The following is a 22,268-nucleotide window of genomic DNA, read 5'->3' as shown; positions in this document are numbered from 1 at the left end:
AAAATTTGCTAAAATTATACAATAATAATTTTATACAAAGGAAAAATATTACTTTTAGTACGTTTGCAAAGACGCATTCTTATTTGCCAATTGATCAACTTTTTGACTTTTATAGCGTTTTTGATGGATTAAATATTTCTTATTTTTCTCTACCTTTTTTTGAAAGTATTGAAAATATACTTCTTAAAAATTATACTCTATTAAATCAACAATTTTCTTTTGATTTTTTAAGTTCTTATGCATTAAATCTTTTAACAAAAAATAGTAGAAAAATTTACTCTATCAATAGAAGAATCAATCACTTTAAAGCAAAAGCTATTAGTAATCATTTATTAAAAACAGGAATTTTAAAACTAGAAAAAAGCAAAGAAGAAAAGATAAAAAAAGATAAAAGAAATAAAATAAAAAAAGAATTAAGAGGATATGTTATACAAGATAAAATTATTTTTAAAAATCATTTTTTAAGATTCTTTTTCAGATTTTTAAAACCTTATGAACATTTAATTTTAGAAAAAAAATTTGATTTTATTTTAAATTTAATCAAAGAAGAATTAGAATATTATCAAGGATTTTGTTTTGAGCAACTATCAAGGGAATTTTTAGAGAAAAAATTTAACATCTATCCTGTTGAAAGCTACTGGGATAGAAAAGTAGAACTTGATTTGTATTATAAAGATAATAATTTAAGCTTTATTGGTGAAGTAAAATTTAAAAATAAAAAAATTTGCAAAAATATTCTTAATGAACTTCAAAGAAAGGCTAAAATTTTAAATATAGATGTTGATTATTATATTATTTTTTCAAAAAATGGTTTCAGCAAAGAATTAAATAAAAAACAAAACGAAAAACTGCTTTTATTTGATCTTAAAGATTTTGAATTCTTATTTAAGGATAATGTATGAATGAAAATATACTCAAAAGTCTTGACTCCAACGAAAAAGAAGTGTTACAAGAAGGATTAAAAAATTTAATCGAACAAACCTATGTAATAGAAAACGAATATAAAATTTTAAATGAAAGCTATAATTCTTTAAGAGCAATGGTAAGTGAGATTATAGAAGTTTTACCTACTTGCTTATGGGTGCTAGATCCCAAAAAAAATATTATTTTGCAAAATCATCAGGCTTTAAAAAATAAAAATTTACTAGAGCAAATTGATTTAGATAAAGAGCATTATGAATTAGAATTTGAGACAAAATTTTATACAATTAAAATCATTAAACAAAGTGATAAAACCATTATTAGTGCTACAGATATAAGCGATGAAAAACGAAACGAAAGACTTGCTAGCATGGGAAGCGTTGCTGCTCATTTAGCACATGAAATCAGAAATCCTATAGGCTCTATTTCTTTACTTGCCTCCACTCTTTTTTCAAGAAGTGAATTAAAAAATAAACATATTGTATTAGAAATTCAAAAAGCCATTGCAAGGGTTGAACGCATAGTAAATTCTACTCTACTTTTCACCAAGGGCGTTCACATTAATCTTCATACTTTTAATCTTTTAGAATTAAAAGAAGAGTGTGAACAAGCTATAAATTCTTATAATTTTTATTCAAATATAGAATTTGATATTTCTTTTTTTGATTTAGAAATTCAAGCAGATAAAGCTCTTATTAGCTTAGTTTTACAAAATTTAATTTATAATAGTATAGATGCAATTGAAGAAAATGAAAGCAAAAATCCCAAAGTTCAAATCAAAGCTTCTCTAAAAAAAGAAAATTTAATTATAGAAGTCTTTGATAATGGGGTTCAAATCAAAGATGAAAATTTGGTCTTTGAAGCATTTAAAACTACTAAGCTTAAGGGCAATGGACTTGGACTTTGCCTTTGTAAACAAATTATAGAAACTCATAAAGGAGAAATCGGCTTTAAAAAAGAGCCTAAAAATTTTTATTTTACCCTACCTTTATGAGCTGCATTTATTAAGAATTTGTTCACTAATGCTATCAGAAATAATAAAGTCTGTATGATAAAGCAAACAAGAGCCAGAATTTATAACTCTTAAAACAAGCTTTTTATTTCCTTTTTCATTTGGATTGTGTGCATTTCTAGCAATTTCATGAATTTCATAAACAAGTTCACGATTTAACCTACTTAAATCAAGCTCTATAATATTGCTTTCAAATTCCTTTGGATCTTTAATAAAATCTTGTTTTTTATAATTATTTTTTGAATTTACTTTTAAAGCTTTATAGTCTATATTTTTTAACTCTTCTAATGTTTTTACATCTTTTAAAGAAAAACTTACCTTACCCTCATCATTTTTATAATTAAGAAAAAATCCATATGCCAAATTCTTACTTTTTTCATCCTTGAAAATTTTTTCTATTTTTTCAATACTTGACTCAAAAACAGTAGTTTCATAAGAAGAATAAAAATCTAAAATTTCAAGTTTTGCAAAACGTTTATTGTTTTTACTTACCATAGATTTAAAATCTTCCATTTTTCCAATATTTAAAAGTTCTCCACTTCCCTTTAACTCTGAAAAATCCATGCTTTTTGTATATTCAATATCTTTAATATCATCAAAAAAACTATCCAACGGGTGACCCGAAATATAAATTCCTAAAATTTCTTTTTCATAGTTTAATTTTTCCATTAAATCAAATTCCTCTGAATTTGAAACGATATTAATTTTCACATCTTGAGTTAACTCTTCTTCTCCAAATAAAGAATTAGCAATATTCCTTCTTATTTCTGCTACTTGCCTTGAAATATCACCTAAATTGTCAAGATTATTAAACAAACATTTTCTTGTATAGCCAAATTCATCAAATGCACCTGATTTGACTAAACTTTCTAATGTTCTTTTATTAATTTTAGTTGGATCAATTTTACTAAGAAAATCAGTAATATCTTCAAATTCCTTATCTTTTCTTGTCTCTAAAATATTTTCAACCGCAGGAATTCCAACGCTTTTAATCGCTCCGAGTCCATAAACAATAGCATCTTTGCCATCTTCAAGCTCTATGGCGCTAAATTCACGAATGGCTTTATTGATATTAGGAGGCAATAATTTTATATTCATTCTTTTCATTTCTTCGATATACACAGCGACTTTATCAACATTATTTTCCTCGCTTGTTAAAAGTGCTGCCATAAATTCACTTGGATAATAAGTTTTTAAGTAAGCTGTTTGAAATGTAATAAGTGCATAAGCAGCAGAATGGGATTTATTAAAACCATATCCTGCAAATTTTAAAATAAGCTCCCAAAGATCCTCTGCATCTTTTCTATTATAACCTTGATTTTGCGCCCCATCTGCAAATTCATCTTTAAGCTTTTTCATTTTTTCAGGATCTTTTTTTCCCATAGCACGACGCACAACATCTGCGCCTCCTAAAGAAAAACCTCCAATAACTTGAACAATTTGCATTACTTGTTCTTGATAAACTATAACTCCATAAGTTGGTTCTAAAATATTTTTCAATACATCAAAAGGATATTTAATATCTTTTAAACCATGCTTTCTATCAATGAAATCATCAAGCATGCCTGATTCCATAGGACCTGGACGATAAAGAGCTAAAACCGCAATTAAATCCTCAAACCTTTCTGGTTTTAATCTTGCATTTAAGCTTTGCATTCCATCTGATTCTATCTGAAAAATGCCTAAAGTATTTCCGCTTTGTATAGTTTTATAAACCTTAGGATCATTAACATCTATGCCTTCCCAAACGATATCTTTGTTATAGCGTTTTTTTATAAGATTAATAGCATTATTAATCACTGTCAAAGTTTTTAAACCTAAGAAGTCAAATTTAATCAAATCAACATCTTCTAAATGATCCTTAGAATACTGAGTAACCAAATGTCTCTCATCATTTTTACTTTGCCTAAAAAGAGGAGTTTTTTTCCATAAAGACTCATTAGAGATAACCACACCAGCTGCGTGCATACCTGCATTACGATTTAATCCCTCTAAAGCCTTTGCATATTCCCAAACTTCCAATCCTTTAGGATGTTTTTCTATAAATTCTTTAATTTTTGGTTCTTTTTCATAGGCTGCTTCAAGAGTTATTTTAAGTTCTTCTGGAATAAGCTTAGCAAGTTCGTCTGCATCAGCTATACTCATATCGCAAACTCTAGCGACATCACGGATTACACCACGTGCTAAAAGCTTACCAAAGGTAATAACTTGTGCAACCTTATCAGATCCGTATTTATCAATTACATAATCAATAACTTCAGAACGTCTATCTTGACAAAAATCCACATCAATATCGGGCATAGATACGCGCTCAGGATTTAAAAATCTTTCAAAAAGTAAATTATAAGGCAAAGGATCAATGTCAGTGATTCTTAAACAATAAGAAACCAAACTTCCAGCCGCTGAACCCCTACCTGGACCAACTGGAATTCCTTTATCTTTGGCTACTTTTATAAAATCATGAACTATTAACATATAGCCTGAAAATTTCATACTTTTAATGATTTGTATTTCTAAATCTAATCTTTTTTTGTATTCTTCGTGCTTATTCTCATCAATAAATTTAAGTCTCTCATCAAGTCCTTTTTTACAAAGATACTCAAAAACCATGTCATCATTATCAAAACTAAATTCTTTTTCTTGATCTTTTAAGGTTAAATTATATTCTTTTGCATATTCACGTGTAAATTTAAAATTCGGAGGAGTAGGATTACCAAGATTTAATTCTAAATTACATTTATTAGCTATTTCTTGTGTATTTTCAATAGCTTCTGGAATATCAGCAAAAAGCTCACTCATTTGTTGTGGAGTTTTTACGTAAAATTCATGAACACTATGACGCATTCTATCAGGATCATTAAGCTTTTTTCCCATAGCTATACACATAAAAACTTCATGTGCTGCTGCTCTCTCCTTAAAGGTATAATGTGTATCATTGGTTGCTATAATTTTAATATCTAATTCTTTTGAAAGCCTAATAATATCATCATCTATAACCCTTTGATCATTAATACCATGACGCATAATCTCTAAATAAAAATCATCCTTAAAAACTTTTTTATACCAAAGAGCCGCTTCTTTTGCGCTTTCATATCCTTTTGCACCAAAACGAACATTTTTTTCATTTTGATTATTTAAGTGCCAATTAACCTCACCTTGCAAACAAGCAGAAGAGCAAATTAAACCTTCGCTATGTTTTTCTAAAATTTTCTTATTAATACGTGGGTAGTAATACAAACCTTTTATGTAGCTTTGAGAACTTAGATACATTAAATTCTGATAACCTATTTCGTTTTTAGCATACAAACAAAGATGAAATCTTTGTCTTGAGCTTTTATCACTAATATCATCGTTATTATGCAAATAAGCCTCAATTCCTATAATAGGCTTTATACCTTTTGCTTTCATTGTTTGATAAAAATCAATAGCCCCAAACATATTGCCATGATCTGTCATGGCAACACTCGTTGCACCTTGACTTTTTAATGTATCAGCAAGCTCTTTAAGCTTATTAGCTCCATCAAGCAAAGAATATTCAGTATGTAAATGAAGATGGGTAAATTGACTCATTAATTTCCTTAAAAATTAAATTCTTAAGGAAATTATAGAATTCTAATTCTAAATTTTTTTAAAATTTTCTATAAATTTAAACTAAAATTTTAATTTTCATTTCTAAGCAATGGGATAAGCATTGCCTTATATAAAGCTTCATAAATTTCTTCTCCACATAAAGATTTTACAAGCTCTAATCCAAATAAAATAGCAGTTGCTGGTCCTGCACTTGTAATAACATTTTTATTAACACACACAGCTTTATTAACCCAAACACCTTTAAGCATTTTTTCACAACCTGGATAACAAGTAAATTCTCCCTCTAAAACTCCTGCTTCATTAAGAACAATAGGCGAAGCACAAATAGCACCAATAATTTTTTTATTAGAATGTAATTTTTTAATAATACTTAAAATTGCAGTATTTGCCTTGAGATTACTCATGCCCTCAAAACCACCTGCTAAAGCAATAGCATCAAATTCTTTATCTTTAATATCATCAAGAACGAAATCAGCTTTAATTTTAATACCATGTGCCCCACTCACCAAAAGTTCCTTATCTAAAGAACTGATAAATATTTCAAGATTATCGCTTAAGACGCTAGCTCTTTTTAAAACATCGCTTATCCCTATAAATTCAGCCTCTTCAAAACCTTGAGCTAGTGGAATTAAAACTTTTTTAATCACTTTATTTCCTTTTATATTTTTCTAGTTTTTCTTTTCTTGATCTTGTTTTTTCTTGAATTTGATGGTTAAAACCTATAATTAAACATATCATAAAAATAAAAAATAAAACCATTATAATCCAGTCAAACATAGCTAAAACCACCTAAAAATTTATAAAAATTGTAACACAAAAAATTTAAAATTAAAGAAAAAATCAAGACATTTTTTATAAAATAAATCCTTTGTATTTATTATTTTAAGGCTAAAAATTGACTCAAAAAAATATCAAAACATTTATTTTTTTTCTTATAATAACTCTTTGGGGATATTTCTCTTTTCCTATAGAAATTTTACAAATTAACACAAATAACGAAATTCAATACGCTTATACAGCTGATGCTAAAGCTTATGTTAAAAGCTATTTTACCACTTTGCTTTTAACTGTTTCTAGTATCATCATTGGTATAGTACTAGGCTTTTCTTTAGCCATTTTAAGATTTTCTAAAATTAAATTTTTAAATCTCATTATAGATGAATACATAGATATTATACGTGGCACTCCTGTGATTTTACAACTTATGATTTTCGCTTTTGTCATTTTTACTTTTATTGACAATCTTTACGCAGCTATTTTGGCCTTAGGTCTTAATAGTTCAGCTTATATTGCAGAAATTGTTCGTGCTGGGATTAATAGTGTTGATAAAGGACAAATGGAAGCTGCAAGAGCTATGGGACTAAGTTATAAAATCACTATGAAAGAAATTATTCTACCTCAAGCTATAAAAAGCACTCTTCCTGCTCTTGCTAATGAATTTATTTCTTTATTTAAAGAAACTTCTGCTGTTGGTTTTATAAGCGTTTTAGACATCACCATGCAAAGTAAAAGCTTACAAGCTTTACTTTATAATCCAAAACCTATTATATTTACAGGACTTGTATATTATGTTAATGTAAAAATATTCACCCTGATCGTAAAAAAACTTGAAAAGAGACTAAATAGCAATGATTAAAATAAAAAACTTATCAAAGAAATATGGAAATTTAAATGTTTTAAAAAATATCAACATTCAAATTAATAAAGGTGATATTATTGCTATTATTGGGCCTAGTGGTAGTGGTAAAAGCACATTTTTAAGATGTATTAATAAACTTGAAATAGCAACTAGTGGAGAAATCTACATAAAAAATCAAAATATTTTAGATCCAACAGTTAATATTGATCTTGTTAGACAAAAAGTAAGCATGGTTTTTCAACATTTTAATCTTTTTAATAATAAAAATATTTTAGAAAACTTATGTTTAGCACCCATTAAAACAAAAATTTTAACCAAAGATGAAGCTATAAAAAAAGCTAGAATTTTACTTAAAAAAATAGGACTTAATGATAAAGAAAATGCTATGCCTCATCAATTATCTGGAGGACAAAAGCAACGTATAGCTATTGCAAGAAGCTTAATGATGAATCCTGATGTCATTTTATTTGATGAGCCAACTTCTGCACTTGATCCTGAAATGATAGGAGAGGTTTTAAATATCATGAAAGAGGTCGCTAAAGAAGGTTTAACCATGCTTGTAGTTACACATGAAATGGGTTTTGCTAAAAATGTAGCAAATAGAATACTTTTCATGGAACAAGGAAGTATCGTTGTAGATGAAAATCCTTATAATACTTTTGAAAATCCTACAAATGAAAGACTAAAAGAATTTTTAAATAAAGTTTTAAACCATTAATTATTCAAAAAAGACTTTAATAAAAAAGTCTTTTATTATCAATCCCAACATTCTGCATTTTTAATGCCAAGTTTTGAAGCACTAAATTGAGGATCTTTTCCTTGTTTTTTTTGTAAGTTATAATCATTTAAAACCTTGCTAACAATAGAACCTAAAAGCAATAAAGAAATAATATTTGTTGTCGCCATAAAAGCCATTGTTAAATCAGCCAAGCTCCACGCTAATTTTAAATCCATTTGAGAACCTATAAAAATCATTAATACAGCAGAGATCCTAAAAATATTCATAACAACCTTAGAATCACTTAGATATTTTACATTAGCTTGAGCATAATAATAATTTCCTATTAAAGAAGTAATGGCAAATAATACAATAGAGATTGAAATAAAATGTATTCCTAATTTACCATAATACTCATCCATAGCATGCTGAACCAAAGGAAGAGCAGTTAAAATAGGCTTGCCATCTACGCCTATATTATTCAAATAGGTTAAAGAAAATAATACTAAAAATCCAGAGCTTGTACATATTATAACATCAATAAAAACAGAAAAAGACTGAATAATTCCTTGCTTTACAGGATGACTAGTAAGCGCTGCTGCTGCTGCATTAGGAGCTGAACCCATACCAGCTTCATTAGAAAAAAGCCCCCTTTTAATACCTATAACCAAAACAGATCCAGCAAAACCTCCAAATATAGCTTTAAAATCAAAAGCACTTTGAAAAATCATATGTAAAACCATAGGAATTTTCTCAAAGTTCATTAAAACTGCAATAATAGCAAGAAAAATATAAGCTAGCGCCATAAAAGGAACGATTAAAGAACTTATTTTCCCTATTTTAGTATGATGAGAAAAAAACATCCAAATACCAAACAAAGTTAAAATAGCTCCTATAATTAAAGGCCAATGACTCTGCATAAAAGAAATAGACGAATTTGGATTGACCATATTGTAATAAACTTCAAATGCTGAAGTAATATTTTGACTTTGAAGACCATTAAAACCATAAGCATAAGTAATAATCAAAATAAAGGCAAAAAACGCTCCCAACAATTTTGAGCCTAATGCTTTTTTTATATAATATGCTGGACCGCCTTTATAACCTCCAGTACCATCTTTTGATTTATAAACCTGTGCTAAAGTGCTTTCAGCAAAGGCTGAAGCTCCTCCAAAAAAAGCCATAAGCCACATCCAAAATAAAGCACCAGGACCACCAGCAACAATAGCAATAGAAATACCTGTAATATTTCCTATACCTACCCTTGAAGCTGTAGAAATCATTAATGCTTGAAAAGGAGAAATATGCTCTTTTTCATTAGATCTTTCTGTTAAAATTTTAAAAACACCACCTAACATTCTAAATTGAACAAAGCGAGTTTTAAAACTATAATAAAAGCCACAAATAATCAATAAAACAACCATTATAATATCTGTTTTAGGCAATACTTTATCTATAAAATTACTAACATCTATTAAATTCATTTATACTCCTAAAGTTAATAAAATATTTTACACAATTATTCTAAAAAATCAATGAGTAAAAAAAGAAAAATTTTGTCTTAATGCTTCATAAGTTACAATTCCCACACTAGTAGCCAAATTAAGACTCCTTCCATAAGCCTTCATTGGTATGGTAATTGCATTTTCCCAATTAAGTTGCATTAAATCTTGTGGCAAACCAAAACTTTCACTTCCAAAGAATAAAAAATCATCTCTTTGAAATTGCACCTTAAAATAAGGCTTATTGCTTTTTGTAGTTGCAAAGAAAAAACGATCTTTGTATTTTATATTTTCTTGCAAAAACTCATCAAGACTCTCCCATATGATAGGATTTAATCTATTCCAATAATCAAGACCAGCTCTTTTAAGTTTTTTTTCTTCTAAATCAAAAACAATAGGCTTTACAATATGCAAAGTAAAACCAGCATTAAAACACATTCTTCCAATACTTCCAGTATTTTGAGGAATTCTTGGAGAAACCAAAACTATATTAAACATTAAACTACTACTCTTTTGATATTAGGATGAAGCTTGACTAAAATTTCATAATCTATAGTATCGAAAAAATTTGCCCATAAGGTTGCATCATTAAAAACACAAACTTCATCTCCACTATCCTCACAAGAAAAACTATCCATAGACATTTTTCCAAGTATCTTTTTTCCATTTGCAAGTCTTAACTCTCTTTTTGCATTATAACGAAATAACCCATCTGCATAACCTAAATCATATGTTGCGACATTTAAATCTTTATTTGCTGTATAAGCATTAGAATAACCTATGCTTTGCCCTGTTTTTAAAATTCTTTGACTCAATTTATGTGCATAAAGACTTAAAACCTTTTTCAAATGTAAAGCCCCGTAGCCAAATTGAACAAGACCTACTCTGCAATACTCATCTTTAGGAATTTCAGAGTTAAATAAAGCCGCTGAATTAAAAGAATGAAAAATTAATTTTTTACTACAATTCTTATAAAACCATTCTTTTACTTTTTTAAAATTATTTCTTTGCGCCAAATAAAAATCATCAGCATTATCAGCACTAGAAAAATGTGTAAAAACACCTTCAAATTTTAAATTATATTTTAAAATATCATTATAAGCTTTGTTTAAATCTTGGAGTTCAATTCCATTTCTATGCATATTTGTATCAATCTTCAAATGAATTCTAGTTAAAGGTTTAAAACTTTTAATCAGATTTATATCATTTAGTGCATAAATAAAATTTGGATTTTCATTCCCATTTGGACGATGTGAGAGAATTAAAATAGAGTCAAAAAAATCTTTAAGTTCATCTGCTTCTTGTTCGTTTTTAACAGCAACAAAGTTAATACCTTTGCTTTTGGCAATAGGAGCCAAAAGAGTAGCTCCATGCCCATATGCATTATCTTTAAAAACACAAATAACACGATCAAAATTCCCTGCTTTATTGGCAATTTGATCTAAATTAAATTCATAAGCCTTTTGATTTAACCTAATTAAAGACATTATTGCTCTGCAAGAATTTTCATTTTGCCTTCTTTATCAAGCTTAACATAAAGAACTTTATTTCCCTTAAACTGATAATTTTTAGTATAGTAGTCTTCATAAAAAGAAATTCTATACATAATTCTTCCTTCTAAATTTGGATAAGGACTTATGCTAATATCTGAAAATTTAATATCTTTTTTTTCATTTCTTGAAAAAATATTTTTTTTCATAGTTGCAAATTGCTCAAAAGAAGTCTTATCGAATCTTTTAAATTCTTTTTCATCATAAAAATTTAAATATACTTTAATATTATTGTTTTCCCAAGCATTTTTCCATTTGAATAAAGAAGACAATAAAGAAGCAACTTCATCTTTATTTGCAAAAACTTTATCTTTTTCCTCTGTTAAAACATAAACTTTTTTATCTTTAACTATCGCGGCAAAACTATCTAAATTTTTATTAAATAAAGCAATACAACCTCTGGTCTTATACTCGTCAATTCTAGTTCCATCTAAAGGATAGCCATGGATCCAAATTCCTCCTCCTGTTTTTCCCTGAACTTTATCAAGCAAATTAGGATAAGTCGTTGCAAAAGCAAAAGGACCATAATAAGGATCCCCTGGATTAAATTTTTTTCCTAATTCATAAAAACCAATAGGAGTTTTTAAATCGCCTTCTTTTTGCTTATCACCCATTAAACCAGTAATCACATCTTTTTGTTCAAATTTTTCTTCGATTTTTCCATTGCTATAAGAATAAACTTTAAGAATTTTATCTGTTTTATTTGTAACAACTATAACTACTTCATCTTTATAATAACCCAAAGAAACATTTTGGTCTTTAAGTTCTTCCAACCAAAAATCTTTATTGGATAACTTTTGTTCTATAGCTGTTTTAACCGCTTCTAAACCATTATCAAGATAAATTTTTACAAGATCTGAAGCATAAACACTTGAAATAAAAAATAATGCAGTAGTGATAATTTTAAACAACGATAATCCTTTAAAAAATTTTCGAAGTGAAATTATATATCAATTTTTCTTAAAAAACTATGTAAATGAAAATTTAAAAATAGATTAATTTGTAAAAACATTTTATTTACGATATACTAAATACTTCTTAAAAAATTCGTTTTTTAAGTTATAAATTTTAATTAATCATTGGATATTTATGAAAAAAAATATTTTTATATTTGCTTTTATTTTTAGCATTATTATTCTTTACGTTATTTTTGATTTTTATATATTAGATGGTACAAGATTAACAACTAAGGTATCTTCAGCGTCTGCAAAAAATGCTTGTGATTTAAATTTAAAAGATTGCATATACACTTTTAATAATGAAAAAATTTCAATTTCTATCAATCCAAAACCCATTAAAGCATTAAATACCAATAAAATAAAAATAACAATAAAATCAAATAAAATTTACAATGATTTAAAGTTAAGAGTTTATGGAATAAATATGTTTATGGGCATAACAGAAATTAACCTTTATAAAATAAAAGATAATACCTTTGAAGGAAATATTATACTAAGTTCTTGCACAAAAGATTTAATGCGTTTTAAAGCTGATGTATTAGAAAATAATAGATTGACGGATTTTTCTTTTGAGTTTGATGTTAAAAAACATTAAAAAAGGCTAGAAAACTAGCCTTAAAAAATTACTTTTTCTTTTTGTTAGCTCCTGCTTTTTTTGCAACAGCTTCTTTAAGATTTTTTCCTACTTTAAATTTAGCAACTTTAGTTGCAGGAACGGTAATTGTTTTACCTGTACTAGGAACTCTAGCTGTTCTAGCTGCTCTTTCAGTAGTTGAAAAAGTTCCAAAACCGATAAAACTAATGCTATCTCCTTTTGCTAATAAATCTGTAATTGCTGAAATAACAGCATCCGTAGCGGCACCTGCATCTTTTTTTGTTAGCCCAGAAAGTTGAGCAACTTGAGAAATAAAATCTGCTTTAGTCATGGAAAGCTCCTTTTTTAAATTAAAAAGCCTAATTCTAGCATATTTAAAAAGTAATAGCAAGAAAAAACATTATTTTTCCTTATCTTTTTTTATTTTTTTCTCTTTCTCTTTATATTTTTCAAATTCTTTGCTATCATCAAGCTCATTTCCAATCTGCTCGTATAAATCATAATAATATAAAACAAAATCTCTACATTCTTCATTAATAGGTAAGAATATTCCATTTTCTAAAGTGCAAAAAAGATTTAAAAATTCCTTGGCATCTTTTTTTTCTGTATAATGTTTAGCAAGATTATAATAATTCTGCAAAGTTAAGTTTTTAAACCTTTCATAGAATTCTAAAGTAAAATTAATAGATAATTTTTTATTTTTAAAACTTAAAACTCTACTCCTAAATAATAAATCAAGATGAATTAAACCTTCTGTATAGTAAGGTTTCACCTCTTCAGTCTTTTGCCAAGCAATTAAAGAAATAGCCCTTTTAATAAGCTCATGAAATACTGGCATTCTAAGCTCATCAACTTCATGGTAGAAAAAATTTACCAAACCTCCTGTAGTCGCTTTATATTCTTCTATATTTTTAAAATATCCACTTTGATTCATCAATTTTTCACTCTCTTGATCTATGAAAAAAATATGACCAAATTCATGTCCTATAGTTGAAATTTCATAAACTCTTTTCCAAACTTCTTCTTTAAAAAAAAGAATTTCTCTTCCATAATCTAAGAATTCTTTATTAAAAATAATATTTGAAAGTTTCATAAAAGGCTTACTTTTAGCGCTTTCATAAACAAAATTTAAAAAAGCAAATATTTTTTTACCTAATTTAGCACTTACAAACTCATCATTAGGAACTACCTGAGCAGAAAAAAGCCCTCTAAGTTCTGCTCCATAAAAAATCATAGGGGTGCATATATAAAGTTGTGTTTTATTAATATTATTAAAAACTTCAGTTTTTAAACTGTCATTATCTAAATCTATATTTTTGCAAATTTTTTCAAAACTAGTATTAATTTGATTAATAAATTTAGCAACATCAAAACAGCTTTCATCTTGTAATCTGATATCCCACTCTAATGCTACAGCATGAGTATAATTATCTTCGTAATACTCCAAAGGATGACCAATTTGCAAAGGTGATTTTACTTCCATCCAAGCAAGCTCAGCTTCTTGCCAAGCTTCTATAACTTTATCTTCTTGTCTTTCACAAAAAGCTGCTTTTAATTTAACCAAATACTTAATATAGGCAAATTCCTCATTTGTATTTGCAATTTTTTTAAGCTTATCAATCATCGAATCAAAAGCAAACTCAAGCCTTAAAATTTCATTTTCAAAAAATTTAGCATAGGGAACAAATCTCCAAATTTGACCAATTCTCACTAAAACCCCATAGCTTCTTTCGCAAATCTTACCCTCTCTATCGACTTGATAAAGCTTATTTTGTTTTAAAAAATCCAAAGCTAAATCAAGATCCTTAAACATTGAAGATAAAATTTTATTATTTTTTTCTATAATCTCTTTAGTCCAAGAACTCTCAAAATCATTCATAATCAAACCTATGTCATGAACCCCTTGAATAAGAGTCTGATAAAAATCATTTAAAAGTTTTTTACTTTTAATCTCATCAATAAGTTCTTGATGCTCTCTTTCATAAAATTTTCTTACCTCATTATAAAAGAGATGTTTTATTTGGATAATTTTTTCTTCGCTAAAATTATTTTTTTCTAATTCTTTTACTAAATTTTCCTCTTTTAAATCTACTAAGCGTCTTAATATCGCTAAAATAGTATTTTTTTCTTTTTTTAAACCGCTTAGACTAATTAAGGATTCAAAATAAGAACCGATATTATCTTTATCTACAATTTCATATAAAGAATTGATCTGATCTTTTCGTTTTTTTACAAGTTGTAACACTTCTGTGAAATTATTCATAATTTTACTCCTTATAATTTTAAATTCTATTATAATTAAACATTAAAAATCAAGGAGAAAAAATGAAAGATATGGGAGAACCAAAACTTAAAATTGTTGCAATGCCAAAAGATACAAATTCTGCAGGCAATATTTTTGGAGGATGGATTTTATCACAAATAGACAGTGCTGGAGTCATAGCTGCTAGAGAACTTTCTCCTGAAAGAGTTGTAACAATCTCTATGGAACAAGTGGTTTTTAAGCAACCAGTTTTTATAGGGGATATCATCTCATGTTATGCGAAAATTTTAAAAGTTGGAACCACTTCGATCAAAGTTCAAGTAGAAGTTGTTGCTCAAAGAGTAGATAAGCTAGGTTGCATGGCTTGTATCCATGTAACCTCTGCTACTGTAACCTATGTAAGCGTTGATAGAGAAGGTAATAAAAAACCAATTAGTGAAGAATTAAAAAAAATTCATGGTTTTTTAAATTCTTAAATTGTGTGATAAAACTTTATCCTAAAAAGTCTATCAACATTTACTTAATTTACTATTGTATTTATTTTCCAGACATTCCTTGAAAAACTCCGCTCTAGTTTTAGGAGTTTTTTCAGGATGTTTTTCTTTCATATGCTCTAAATACTTATCATAACTTGAAAGTCCTACTAAAGGATGAAAAAACCTTTCGGCTTTTTCATAATAAATTTTAATCTTCTTTAGCATTTAAAGAACTTATTTTGATATAAGGACTCTCTTTTAATGGAATTTTAATCTTACCCATACAAATTCCTATACAAGAAATAATAACAAGTAAAGTAGTTAGCATAAAAAAGATACATAAAATAGCATCTAAAATGTTTCCAAATATCACATGAGATAAATTAGAAATTTGTTGTTCTTTTTCTTCTATTTGTTTAATAAAATGACTTTCTTTTTTATTTAAATTATCTTTTTGCGCTCTAAGCCCTGAAAGCTCATTTTCTAATTTTTCTATATTTTTACTAGCCATTTGAGCAGTAGCTATATGGCTTACCACATTTCTTACTTTAGCCCCTTCTTCATAAGGTAGTATTTTTTGCACTCCGCCATAAAGAGTTACTAATAAAACAAAACAAGCTGGGATTAAAGTCACCCAAAGAAATCGTTTTTTGCCCATTTTGACAAGTATTACACTTACTAAAAGTAAAGCCATTCCAGCCAACATTTGATTACTTACCCCAAAAAGTGGCCATAAAGTATAAATTCCACCCTTAGGATCTATTGCACCTTGATATAAAAAATATCCCCAACAAGTTACACTTAAAATAGTAGCTAAAATTCCTGCAAAATAATTATGAGTATTTCCTAAAGGTTTATATACATTGCCTAAAATATCTTGAACCATAAATTTGGAAGTTCTAGTTCCAGCATCAACAGCAGTTAAAATAAATAAAGCTTCAAACAAAATGGCAAAATGATACCAAAAACCCATAAATTCAACTCCACCAAAAATTTTATGCAAAATTAGAGTAACGCCCAAGGCAAATGTTGGAGCACCCCCTGTTCTTGATAATATAGTTTGCTCTCCTATATCCTTAGTAAGTTGCATAATTTCTTGTGGTGTTACACTAAATCCCCAATCACTAATAATTTTTGCTGCATTAATTAAATCATTTCCTATCAAAGCTGAAGAAGAATTGACAGCAAAATAAATTCCAGGATGCAAAATACATGCACAAATTAAAGCCATAATAGCCACAGCACTTTCAGCAAGCATAGCGCCATAACCAACTAATAAAGCGTGTTCTTCATTTTCAAGCATTTTAGGGCTTGTTCCACTTGAAATTAATGCATGAAAACCACTAATAGCTCCACAAGCTATAGTAATAAATAAGAAAGGAAAAATTGATCCAGCAAAAACAGGTCCAGTCCCATCAAGGTATTGGTAATTTACTTTTGGCATCTGAAAATCAGGCATAACAATGACAATAGCTAAGGCCATTACAACTATAACACCGATTTTTAAAAAAGTAGCAAGATAATCTCTTGGTGCCAAGAAAAACCATACAGGTAAAAGCGATGAAATAAATCCATATCCCATAATCATAAAAGCTAAAGTTGGAGCATCAAAAGTAAAAATTTTCGACCAGTAAGGATCTGTCGCAACAACACTGCCATAATGAATCGCTAAAATTAAAAGTACAAAACCTATAATAGAAGTCTCACCCACCTTTCCAGGACGAATAAAACGCATATAAATACCCATAAATATAGCAATAGGAATGGTCATAGCAATGGTAAATAAACCCCAAGGAGAATTCGCCAAAGATTTTACTACAACCATAGCTAAAATAGCGATGATAATAATCATTATGCCAAAAATTGCTATCATAGCTACAGCACCAGTAAAATTTCCCATCTCATCTTTTATCATTTCGCCAAGAGAGCGACCCTTTCTTCTCATAGAAATAAAAAGAACTAAAAAATCATGCACAGAGCCTGCTAAAACACCACCAATTAAAATCCAAATCATAGAAGGTAAATAACCCATTTGAGCAGCCAAAACAGGACCAACCAAAGGACCAGCTCCAGCAATAGCCGCAAATTGATGACTAAATAAAACAATTTTATTTGTTGGAACAAAATTTTGTCCATCATTCTCAACTCTTGCGGGTGTAGCGCGATTTTTATCAAGCTCTAAAACCTTATAAGCTACAAAACGTCCATAAAATCTATAAGCTATCATATAAATACATACAGCAGATACAACCAAATAAAGAGCTGAAACTTTTTCTCCATTTTGTAAAGCCAAATAGCAAAAACAACAAGCTCCAAACAAGGCGACAAAAAACCATAAAATTTTATTAACCATTTTTGTTTATCCTCCTTTATTGGATAATCGTTAAATTATAATTAATAAAATATTAATTATAATTTAAAAATTATTTTTAATTTTTAAAAATTTTTAAAACTCTCAAACATTCATTATTTGCTTTTTTAAGCAGTATTAAAAAGATAAAAATTAAAAATTTATTTATTATTTATATTTTGAAAAGTTTAAAGAGTAAATAAGAGTTTAAAGACTAAGAAAGAGTAAAAATATAAAAATTTTTTACTTGATTTTTAAAGCAAAAAGCTATTTCTAAATTATTTAAATATTATTTTTTAATATATCTTTTAATGGTGACATAGAATTTTTAATAAAAAGATTTTCTTGCTTATTTTTTAAAGTAGTTTTGAAATTTTCTAAATCTTTTCTTACAATACTCCAATAAATATTTACAAGAATAAAATTTGAAGATTCTTTTTCATTTTCTTCTTTTGGAAGATTTTTAACATTTTCATGAGCCTTTTGGATATCAAGTTCAAAATTTGATTTATCATATATGGAAAAGCTAGTAAATTTACCCTCTGTTCCATCATTGTCAAAATAAATGCTAATATCTATATCTTCTTTAAAATCATTAAGTGTTTTTATATCAGCATTTTTTATATTTGTAAGCAAATTTTTTCTTTCACTTGTGCTTAAATTTTTATCACTTATAAATGAAAATTTATATATTTGGCTATCATTATGCTCTAAAAAACCATAGCTTCCATACTTATTTTCATTCATTGTTTGCATAGAAAATTCTGCCCCCATACTAAGAGTTTTTCCATCAATAGTACGAAGATTTGCCTCGATATAAAGTTCATTATTATCATTTAAATCTATTTTTATATCGCTTAATTTTGCTCTTGTCCCATAGATATTAGTTTGTTCTAATGGTGTTCTTAAAAAAGAAATAATAAGACTTTGCTGTTTGGAATCTAAACTATTAAAATCAATTTTATTTCCATTTAAATCTTTTATATTATTAATATATTTAGTGATTTCATTGCTAACATAGTTGCTACTATTATCGCTATAGATATTTAAAAAATCATTTTTATCTATATTTTTATGATTTTCATCTTTGGAAAATTGATTGAATTTATCATCTAAGATTTCTTGCCATTTAGAGCCATCATTATAAATTCCGCCACAATATTCTTTATCACGCTGATAATCAATAACAGCACCAAATGGCGTGTTGCTAACTTGAAAACTACTTAGCATTGCTTTATTCTAATTTAATGAGAATTTATTAGAAATGTTCTATATTCATTTTGAATATAAGAATTGTTATTTTTAATCAGTTGAGGCTTTAGCTGTCTTTTTGTATCATAAAGAACAAACATAGGATTATTGTTTTTGTCTTTAACTCCCAATATAACTATTCCGTTTCCTTGATATCCTATTTTTTTTCTTACTGAATCTGTTCCAGAGTTTGATTTAAGATTTCCATTTGCATCGGTTGTAATATACATTGAATCACTTGCAAGCCAAACTTTATATCCATATTTATCAAGTTTAGATATTCTGTGATAGAATGCACCACCTACTATTTGTTTCATCTCATCTAAACTAAGAGCTTTAACACCTTGAGAATTATCACTTAAAGCATCATTGCTAATTTTAGCTAAAAAATCATCTGCAAAAGCAGAACTTACTAACAAAGAACCTAAAATCAATGAACTTGCTAATTTTTTTAACATAATTTCTCCTTTTTTAGCTATTTTTAGTCTTTATTTGCATAATATCACAAATTATATATTAAAATCAATTTTTTGCTTATATTGTAAAAAATTTTTTGAAAATAGTCAGAAAGGTAACAATGAAAAAGATTTGTTTAGCGTTTATAGTTTTAGTTGGTTGTGTTTTTGCTAGTGATGAGTTAAATATAGACAATTTATTTAAAAAGCAAATAGGTTTAAGAAGTATCACAAGTTTATCCTTGCTTAGCACAGGAAATGCTTATTCGTATTATCTTTATCCAAATATAGGAGTAAATGGAGATTTAAACGTTTGGAATGATACTAAGCAACTTTATTTAAATCAAACTTTTATCTATACCATAACACCTAAATTCGATATTTTAATTTCAGGTGGCGGAAATTATTCAAGACAAGAATACAACAATATCATCTCAGGAGCATTCACAAGTAAAAATACCTTAAATTTTGATTCTTTATGGCTAGGTTTCATTTACACAGCAGATAATATAGCTGATTTCATCCCTCAACTTAAATTTCAAACTGCTATTATCCAAAGAGAAAAAACAGTAATGCAAACTAAAAACTTTTATTTCCAATCTCAAAATTTAGAAGCTAGTTTAAGAGGTTATAGCGATCCAGTAGTTTATAGCATTTATACTGGCTTTGGCTATAATCAAACAAGAAAATTTAAAATTGCAAAAATAGCTTATGGAAATAGTATTTATATAGGTGGAAATTTATCCATTATTTTAAGTCCTAAAATTACTTTAGATTTAGGAGCAGAACAAAGATTTCAAACAGCACAAAAAATCAATGGAATAAAAAATTCAGAATTAAGATCAATCCCTACATAGTGCCGGATCTACTTATAGTATAAATCAAGACACGGCTGTTTCAGTCAGTGCTAGTTTAGGCGGAAGTTCTGCTGCACCTGATGCAATTTTTGGTTTAAGTCTATGGAAAAAATTCTAAAAATAGTATTAATGGTTACTCTTTTGCCTTTATTTTTAAAGGCAGAATTTGTAGTTAAGTCTTACCAAGAAATTAAAAATGAAAAAGTAATAAGACAAAATTATGAAGAATCTTGCGGAGCTGCTTCTTTAGCTACACTTGTCAATATACTTGATGATAACAATTTAACAGAATTGGATTTATTAAAAACTATGAGTGGACAAAAACTTTATACAGATATGGTAAGTTTTGCGGATTTAAATGATGCAGTAAAAAAGCTTGGCTATGAAAGCAAATCATATAAAGTCGATAGAAAAATTTTAGAAAAACTTGTAAATATTCCACTGCTTGTAAAAATCGAAGATGATCCACGCTTCCCACATTTTGTAATAATTATCAATCATAAAGGTAATTATTTACAAATACTTGATCCAAGCTATGGAAAATATATAAGCTCTAAAAGAGAATTTTTTAGTGTATGGGATAGATATAATAAAGGTGGCTACGCTTTAATAGTAGCACCTAAAAAGGGGTTAAAAAAATTTAAACTTAATATACCAAAATCTTTAAATTTTGACTTTAGACCTTTTAGCTTGTATTAAATAAATTATTTCGATTTTGATACCACTTTGGTGATATCAAAATCTTTGCTTTAATTTTTTTTATACCCTAGTTTGCTCCAAAAGATTATTGAGTCTATCCATTATAGAATTTACAAAAGAGTTTATACTTTCATTACTTGCTTTCCAGCCATTATGTTTAGCATTATTAAATTCTCTATCAAACCAAGCTCCACCATAACCTATACTTGTATTTTGCCATTTAACTCCTTTTTCCATTGCATATATATCTGCATCAAGCCATCCATCTTGAGCATAACCTTTTAATAAACTTGCAAAATCAACTTTACCTGTCATGATGTCATCTAAAGCTATTCTACTACCGCTAAAGCTTTCCTTAGCCATAGCTCTATTATAAGCTTCTATTGTCGGATTAAGTGTGGTTTTTAAACTCTCAACAGGTTGCCCACCTTGAGATTTTAAAAAGCTCATAAATAAAGCTTCTTTAGAATAACTTCCATCTTCATTTTGCGGATAAACTGACATATCAGGATTAAACTGCCAATCTCCACCCTTAGAAACATTTTTAATCTCTTCCAAAGATAAACCAAAGCTATGACTGCTTATACCTTCTATATAAACCCCTGATTGTACAAACAAGCTTTCAGCTTCTTTTACTTGTTCAGAAGTTTTATAAACATTTGAAATAGAAACTTTGGAAAAATCTCTTAAATGAGTAATATTCATTCTATTATTTAGGTCATTATAATCTGCAGCTTTTATTCCACTTACACTATACCCCTTAGGTATAGAATTTATATCTGCTTCACTAAAACTTGTTTTATCGTTTGGAAAACTTTGGCTTAAAGCATTAGAAAAAAGATTATAATATTGTTTTATGGTTTCAGCCATATCGATATTAGTATAATACTCGCTTACGCCTAAATATTCTTTTATACTTGAAGCAACAGGATCATTCTCAGCAGCTTTTTTAATCTCATCTAAAGTAGATTTATGTATTTTAAAATCTTTTGGTAATCCTGCAGCTTTATTAAAGTCTTCTCCCATATAACCATCTTTATCTACACTATAACCATAGGCTAAAGATGCAATATTATTTATATTAACTAAAGGATCAGCTTGTTTATATTTTAGAGTATAAATAGAGTTTTTAAATTCACTAGCTATATCATAATTAGGAGAATTTGTTTTAGTAGTATTGTTAGTATTATTAATACTAAAATTACTATTATTAGATATATTAGCAGAATTTAACTCATCATCTAATACTTCACTTCTTATTAAAGTTTGTGAATTTGCACTTTGAATTTCATTTAACTTAGTGACATTTTGTTTTAAAAAAGTATTAGCAAAATTTATTTTAGAATTTTCTTTACTTTCTTTATTAGTTTTACTTTGTGAAAGTATAGAAGTATAACCTGAATTATCATTGATAGTAAAGATACTCATAT

At 27.7% G+C, this 22,268-nt stretch carries 21 protein-coding genes and 1 pseudogene; 8 read left to right on the top strand and 14 right to left on the bottom strand.

The window, feature by feature from the left end; genetic code table 11:
* Positions 1 to 83: 83 nt before the first annotated feature.
* Positions 84 to 902 carry a DUF234 domain-containing protein gene (locus CNZW441b_RS03390; RefSeq protein ID WP_243830439.1) on the top strand — a complete coding sequence of 273 codons (819 nt, stop codon included), beginning with the start codon at positions 84 to 86 and terminating at the stop codon, positions 900 to 902.
* Positions 899 to 1,915: a fla regulon two-component system sensor histidine kinase FlgS gene (locus CNZW441b_RS03385; RefSeq protein ID WP_131163418.1), complete on the top strand. Its 1,017-nt coding sequence runs from the start codon at positions 899 to 901 to the stop codon at positions 1,913 to 1,915. Before CNZW441b_RS03390 ends, CNZW441b_RS03385 begins: the two co-directional genes overlap by 4 nt.
* Here the strand turns inward: CNZW441b_RS03385 and dnaE are convergent.
* From dnaE to CNZW441b_RS08195, 3 genes are all read right to left on the bottom strand, one after another.
* Positions 1,910 to 5,503, bottom strand: a complete 3,594-nt coding sequence (gene dnaE / locus CNZW441b_RS03380; protein WP_131166150.1) for a DNA polymerase III subunit alpha — start codon at positions 5,501 to 5,503, stop codon at positions 1,910 to 1,912. The genes CNZW441b_RS03385 and dnaE overlap by 6 nt on opposite strands.
* Before the next feature lie 89 nt (positions 5,504 to 5,592).
* Positions 5,593 to 6,171: a DJ-1 family glyoxalase III gene (locus CNZW441b_RS03375; RefSeq protein WP_131163420.1), complete on the bottom strand. Its 579-nt coding sequence runs from the start codon at positions 6,169 to 6,171 to the stop codon at positions 5,593 to 5,595.
* A gap of 1 nt (position 6,172) precedes the next feature.
* Positions 6,173 to 6,301 carry a hypothetical protein gene (locus tag CNZW441b_RS08195; protein ID WP_280636231.1) on the bottom strand — a complete coding sequence of 43 codons (129 nt, stop codon included), beginning with the start codon at positions 6,299 to 6,301 and terminating at the stop codon, positions 6,173 to 6,175.
* 118 nt (positions 6,302 to 6,419) lie between these two features.
* Here CNZW441b_RS08195 and CNZW441b_RS03370 point away from each other — a divergent pair, with 118 nt between their 5' ends.
* A complete protein-coding gene (locus tag CNZW441b_RS03370; protein ID WP_131166151.1) occupies positions 6,420 to 7,160 on the top strand; it encodes an amino acid ABC transporter permease in 741 nt (246 codons plus the stop codon).
* A complete protein-coding gene (locus tag CNZW441b_RS03365; protein ID WP_131163422.1) occupies positions 7,153 to 7,881 on the top strand; it encodes an amino acid ABC transporter ATP-binding protein in 729 nt (242 codons plus the stop codon). Before CNZW441b_RS03370 ends, CNZW441b_RS03365 begins: the two co-directional genes overlap by 8 nt.
* A 38-nt stretch (positions 7,882 to 7,919) precedes the next feature.
* Here the strand turns inward: CNZW441b_RS03365 and CNZW441b_RS03360 are convergent, their stop codons facing one another.
* The 4 genes from CNZW441b_RS03360 to pgp2 are packed head-to-tail and all read right to left on the bottom strand — an operon-like array spanning position 7,920 to position 11,844.
* On the bottom strand, positions 7,920 to 9,365 hold the full coding sequence (locus tag CNZW441b_RS03360; protein WP_216681570.1) for an alanine/glycine:cation symporter family protein: 1,446 nt from the start codon (positions 9,363 to 9,365) through the stop codon (positions 7,920 to 7,922).
* A 48-nt stretch (positions 9,366 to 9,413) separates the two neighbouring features.
* A complete protein-coding gene (locus tag CNZW441b_RS03355) occupies positions 9,414 to 9,881 on the bottom strand; it encodes a tRNA (cytidine(34)-2'-O)-methyltransferase (protein ID WP_131166152.1) in 468 nt (155 codons plus the stop codon).
* The gene (locus CNZW441b_RS03350) at positions 9,881 to 10,870 is read right to left on the bottom strand and encodes an alanine racemase (protein ID WP_131186382.1); all 990 of its coding nucleotides are present in this window, start codon (positions 10,868 to 10,870) and stop codon (positions 9,881 to 9,883) included. The genes CNZW441b_RS03355 and CNZW441b_RS03350 overlap by 1 nt, the downstream gene beginning before the upstream one ends.
* A complete protein-coding gene (pgp2, locus tag CNZW441b_RS03345; RefSeq protein WP_216681569.1) occupies positions 10,870 to 11,844 on the bottom strand; it encodes a cell shape-determining L,D-carboxypeptidase Pgp2 in 975 nt (324 codons plus the stop codon). The genes CNZW441b_RS03350 and pgp2 overlap by 1 nt, the downstream gene beginning before the upstream one ends.
* Before the next feature lie 178 nt (positions 11,845 to 12,022).
* Between pgp2 and CNZW441b_RS03340 the strand changes: the two genes are divergently transcribed.
* A complete protein-coding gene (locus CNZW441b_RS03340; RefSeq protein WP_131186384.1) occupies positions 12,023 to 12,487 on the top strand; it encodes a hypothetical protein in 465 nt (154 codons plus the stop codon).
* Positions 12,488 to 12,515: 28 nt separating this feature from the next.
* Here the strand turns inward: CNZW441b_RS03340 and CNZW441b_RS03335 are convergent, their stop codons facing one another.
* Positions 12,516 to 12,818: an HU family DNA-binding protein gene (locus CNZW441b_RS03335; protein WP_131186385.1), complete on the bottom strand. Its 303-nt coding sequence runs from the start codon at positions 12,816 to 12,818 to the stop codon at positions 12,516 to 12,518.
* 69 nt (positions 12,819 to 12,887) lie between these two features.
* Positions 12,888 to 14,750 (bottom strand): invasion protein CiaB, encoded by a 1,863-nt coding sequence (gene ciaB, locus CNZW441b_RS03330; protein ID WP_216681568.1) that lies wholly within the window; start codon positions 14,748 to 14,750, stop codon positions 12,888 to 12,890.
* A gap of 62 nt (positions 14,751 to 14,812) precedes the next feature.
* On the opposite strand from ciaB, the gene CNZW441b_RS03325 reads away from it, so the two are divergent.
* A complete protein-coding gene (locus CNZW441b_RS03325; RefSeq protein ID WP_131163430.1) occupies positions 14,813 to 15,226 on the top strand; it encodes an acyl-CoA thioesterase in 414 nt (137 codons plus the stop codon).
* A 33-nt stretch (positions 15,227 to 15,259) separates the two neighbouring features.
* Here CNZW441b_RS03325 and kcuS read toward each other — a convergent pair whose 3' ends face one another.
* From kcuS to CNZW441b_RS08120, 4 genes are all read right to left on the bottom strand, one after another.
* On the bottom strand, positions 15,260 to 15,451 hold the full coding sequence (kcuS, locus tag CNZW441b_RS03320; RefSeq protein ID WP_131166156.1) for a KCU-star family selenoprotein: 192 nt from the start codon (positions 15,449 to 15,451) through the stop codon (positions 15,260 to 15,262).
* On the bottom strand, positions 15,435 to 17,579 hold the full coding sequence (locus CNZW441b_RS03315) for a carbon starvation CstA family protein (protein WP_216681567.1): 2,145 nt from the start codon (positions 17,577 to 17,579) through the stop codon (positions 15,435 to 15,437). Before CNZW441b_RS03315 ends, kcuS begins: the two co-directional genes overlap by 17 nt.
* A gap of 279 nt (positions 17,580 to 17,858) precedes the next feature.
* The gene (locus tag CNZW441b_RS03310; protein WP_131166158.1) at positions 17,859 to 18,806 is read right to left on the bottom strand and encodes a hypothetical protein; all 948 of its coding nucleotides are present in this window, start codon (positions 18,804 to 18,806) and stop codon (positions 17,859 to 17,861) included.
* A gap of 14 nt (positions 18,807 to 18,820) precedes the next feature.
* Positions 18,821 to 19,285 (bottom strand): hypothetical protein, encoded by a 465-nt coding sequence (locus CNZW441b_RS08120; RefSeq protein WP_244985444.1) that lies wholly within the window; start codon positions 19,283 to 19,285, stop codon positions 18,821 to 18,823.
* A gap of 119 nt (positions 19,286 to 19,404) precedes the next feature.
* Between CNZW441b_RS08120 and CNZW441b_RS03300 the strand changes: the two are divergent.
* A pseudogene (locus tag CNZW441b_RS03300) lies at positions 19,405 to 20,257 on the top strand (hypothetical protein).
* Positions 20,242 to 20,838, top strand: a complete 597-nt coding sequence (locus tag CNZW441b_RS03295; protein WP_216681566.1) for a C39 family peptidase — start codon at positions 20,242 to 20,244, stop codon at positions 20,836 to 20,838. Before CNZW441b_RS03300 ends, CNZW441b_RS03295 begins: the two are co-directional and overlap by 16 nt.
* A 60-nt stretch (positions 20,839 to 20,898) precedes the next feature.
* On the opposite strand, the gene CNZW441b_RS03290 is transcribed toward CNZW441b_RS03295, so the two are convergent.
* Positions 20,899 to 22,266, bottom strand: a complete 1,368-nt coding sequence (locus CNZW441b_RS03290) for a Cj0814 family flagellar-dependent secreted protein (RefSeq protein WP_131166161.1) — start codon at positions 22,264 to 22,266, stop codon at positions 20,899 to 20,901.
* Between the last annotated feature and the right edge of the window lie 2 nt (positions 22,267 to 22,268).

This window comes from Campylobacter novaezeelandiae, from assembly GCF_018968685.1.
GTDB classification, from domain to species: domain Bacteria; phylum Campylobacterota; class Campylobacteria; order Campylobacterales; family Campylobacteraceae; genus Campylobacter_D; species Campylobacter_D novaezeelandiae.
The sequence above is the reverse complement of the archived record's forward strand: the minus strand, read 5'-3'. Positions and strand labels throughout refer to the sequence as shown.

Excerpts from the sequence above, each read along its gene's own strand:
- CNZW441b_RS03385 (WP_131163418.1), top strand. The coding sequence starts at position 899 with ATGAATGAAAATATACTCAAAAGTCTTGACTCCAACGAAAAAGAAGTG.
- dnaE (WP_131166150.1), bottom strand. The coding sequence starts at position 5,503 with ATGAGTCAATTTACCCATCTTCATTTACATACTGAATATTCTTTGCTT.
- CNZW441b_RS08195 (WP_280636231.1), bottom strand. The coding sequence starts at position 6,301 with ATGTTTGACTGGATTATAATGGTTTTATTTTTTATTTTTATGATATGT.
- CNZW441b_RS03365 (WP_131163422.1), top strand. The coding sequence starts at position 7,153 with ATGATTAAAATAAAAAACTTATCAAAGAAATATGGAAATTTAAATGTT.
- CNZW441b_RS03360 (WP_216681570.1), bottom strand. The coding sequence starts at position 9,365 with ATGAATTTAATAGATGTTAGTAATTTTATAGATAAAGTATTGCCTAAA.
- CNZW441b_RS03355 (WP_131166152.1), bottom strand. The coding sequence starts at position 9,881 with ATGTTTAATATAGTTTTGGTTTCTCCAAGAATTCCTCAAAATACTGGA.
- CNZW441b_RS03350 (WP_131186382.1), bottom strand. The coding sequence starts at position 10,870 with ATGTCTTTAATTAGGTTAAATCAAAAGGCTTATGAATTTAATTTAGAT.
- CNZW441b_RS03340 (WP_131186384.1), top strand. The coding sequence starts at position 12,023 with ATGAAAAAAAATATTTTTATATTTGCTTTTATTTTTAGCATTATTATT.
- CNZW441b_RS03335 (WP_131186385.1), bottom strand. The coding sequence starts at position 12,818 with ATGACTAAAGCAGATTTTATTTCTCAAGTTGCTCAACTTTCTGGGCTA.
- ciaB (WP_216681568.1), bottom strand. The coding sequence starts at position 14,750 with ATGAATAATTTCACAGAAGTGTTACAACTTGTAAAAAAACGAAAAGAT.
- CNZW441b_RS03325 (WP_131163430.1), top strand. The coding sequence starts at position 14,813 with ATGAAAGATATGGGAGAACCAAAACTTAAAATTGTTGCAATGCCAAAA.
- kcuS (WP_131166156.1), bottom strand. The coding sequence starts at position 15,451 with ATGCTAAAGAAGATTAAAATTTATTATGAAAAAGCCGAAAGGTTTTTT.
- CNZW441b_RS03315 (WP_216681567.1), bottom strand. The coding sequence starts at position 17,579 with ATGGTTAATAAAATTTTATGGTTTTTTGTCGCCTTGTTTGGAGCTTGT.
- CNZW441b_RS03310 (WP_131166158.1), bottom strand. The coding sequence starts at position 18,806 with ATGCTAAGTAGTTTTCAAGTTAGCAACACGCCATTTGGTGCTGTTATT.
- CNZW441b_RS08120 (WP_244985444.1), bottom strand. The coding sequence starts at position 19,285 with ATGTTAAAAAAATTAGCAAGTTCATTGATTTTAGGTTCTTTGTTAGTA.
- CNZW441b_RS03295 (WP_216681566.1), top strand. The coding sequence starts at position 20,242 with ATGGAAAAAATTCTAAAAATAGTATTAATGGTTACTCTTTTGCCTTTA.
- CNZW441b_RS03290 (WP_131166161.1), bottom strand. The coding sequence starts at position 22,266 with ATGAGTATCTTTACTATCAATGATAATTCAGGTTATACTTCTATACTT.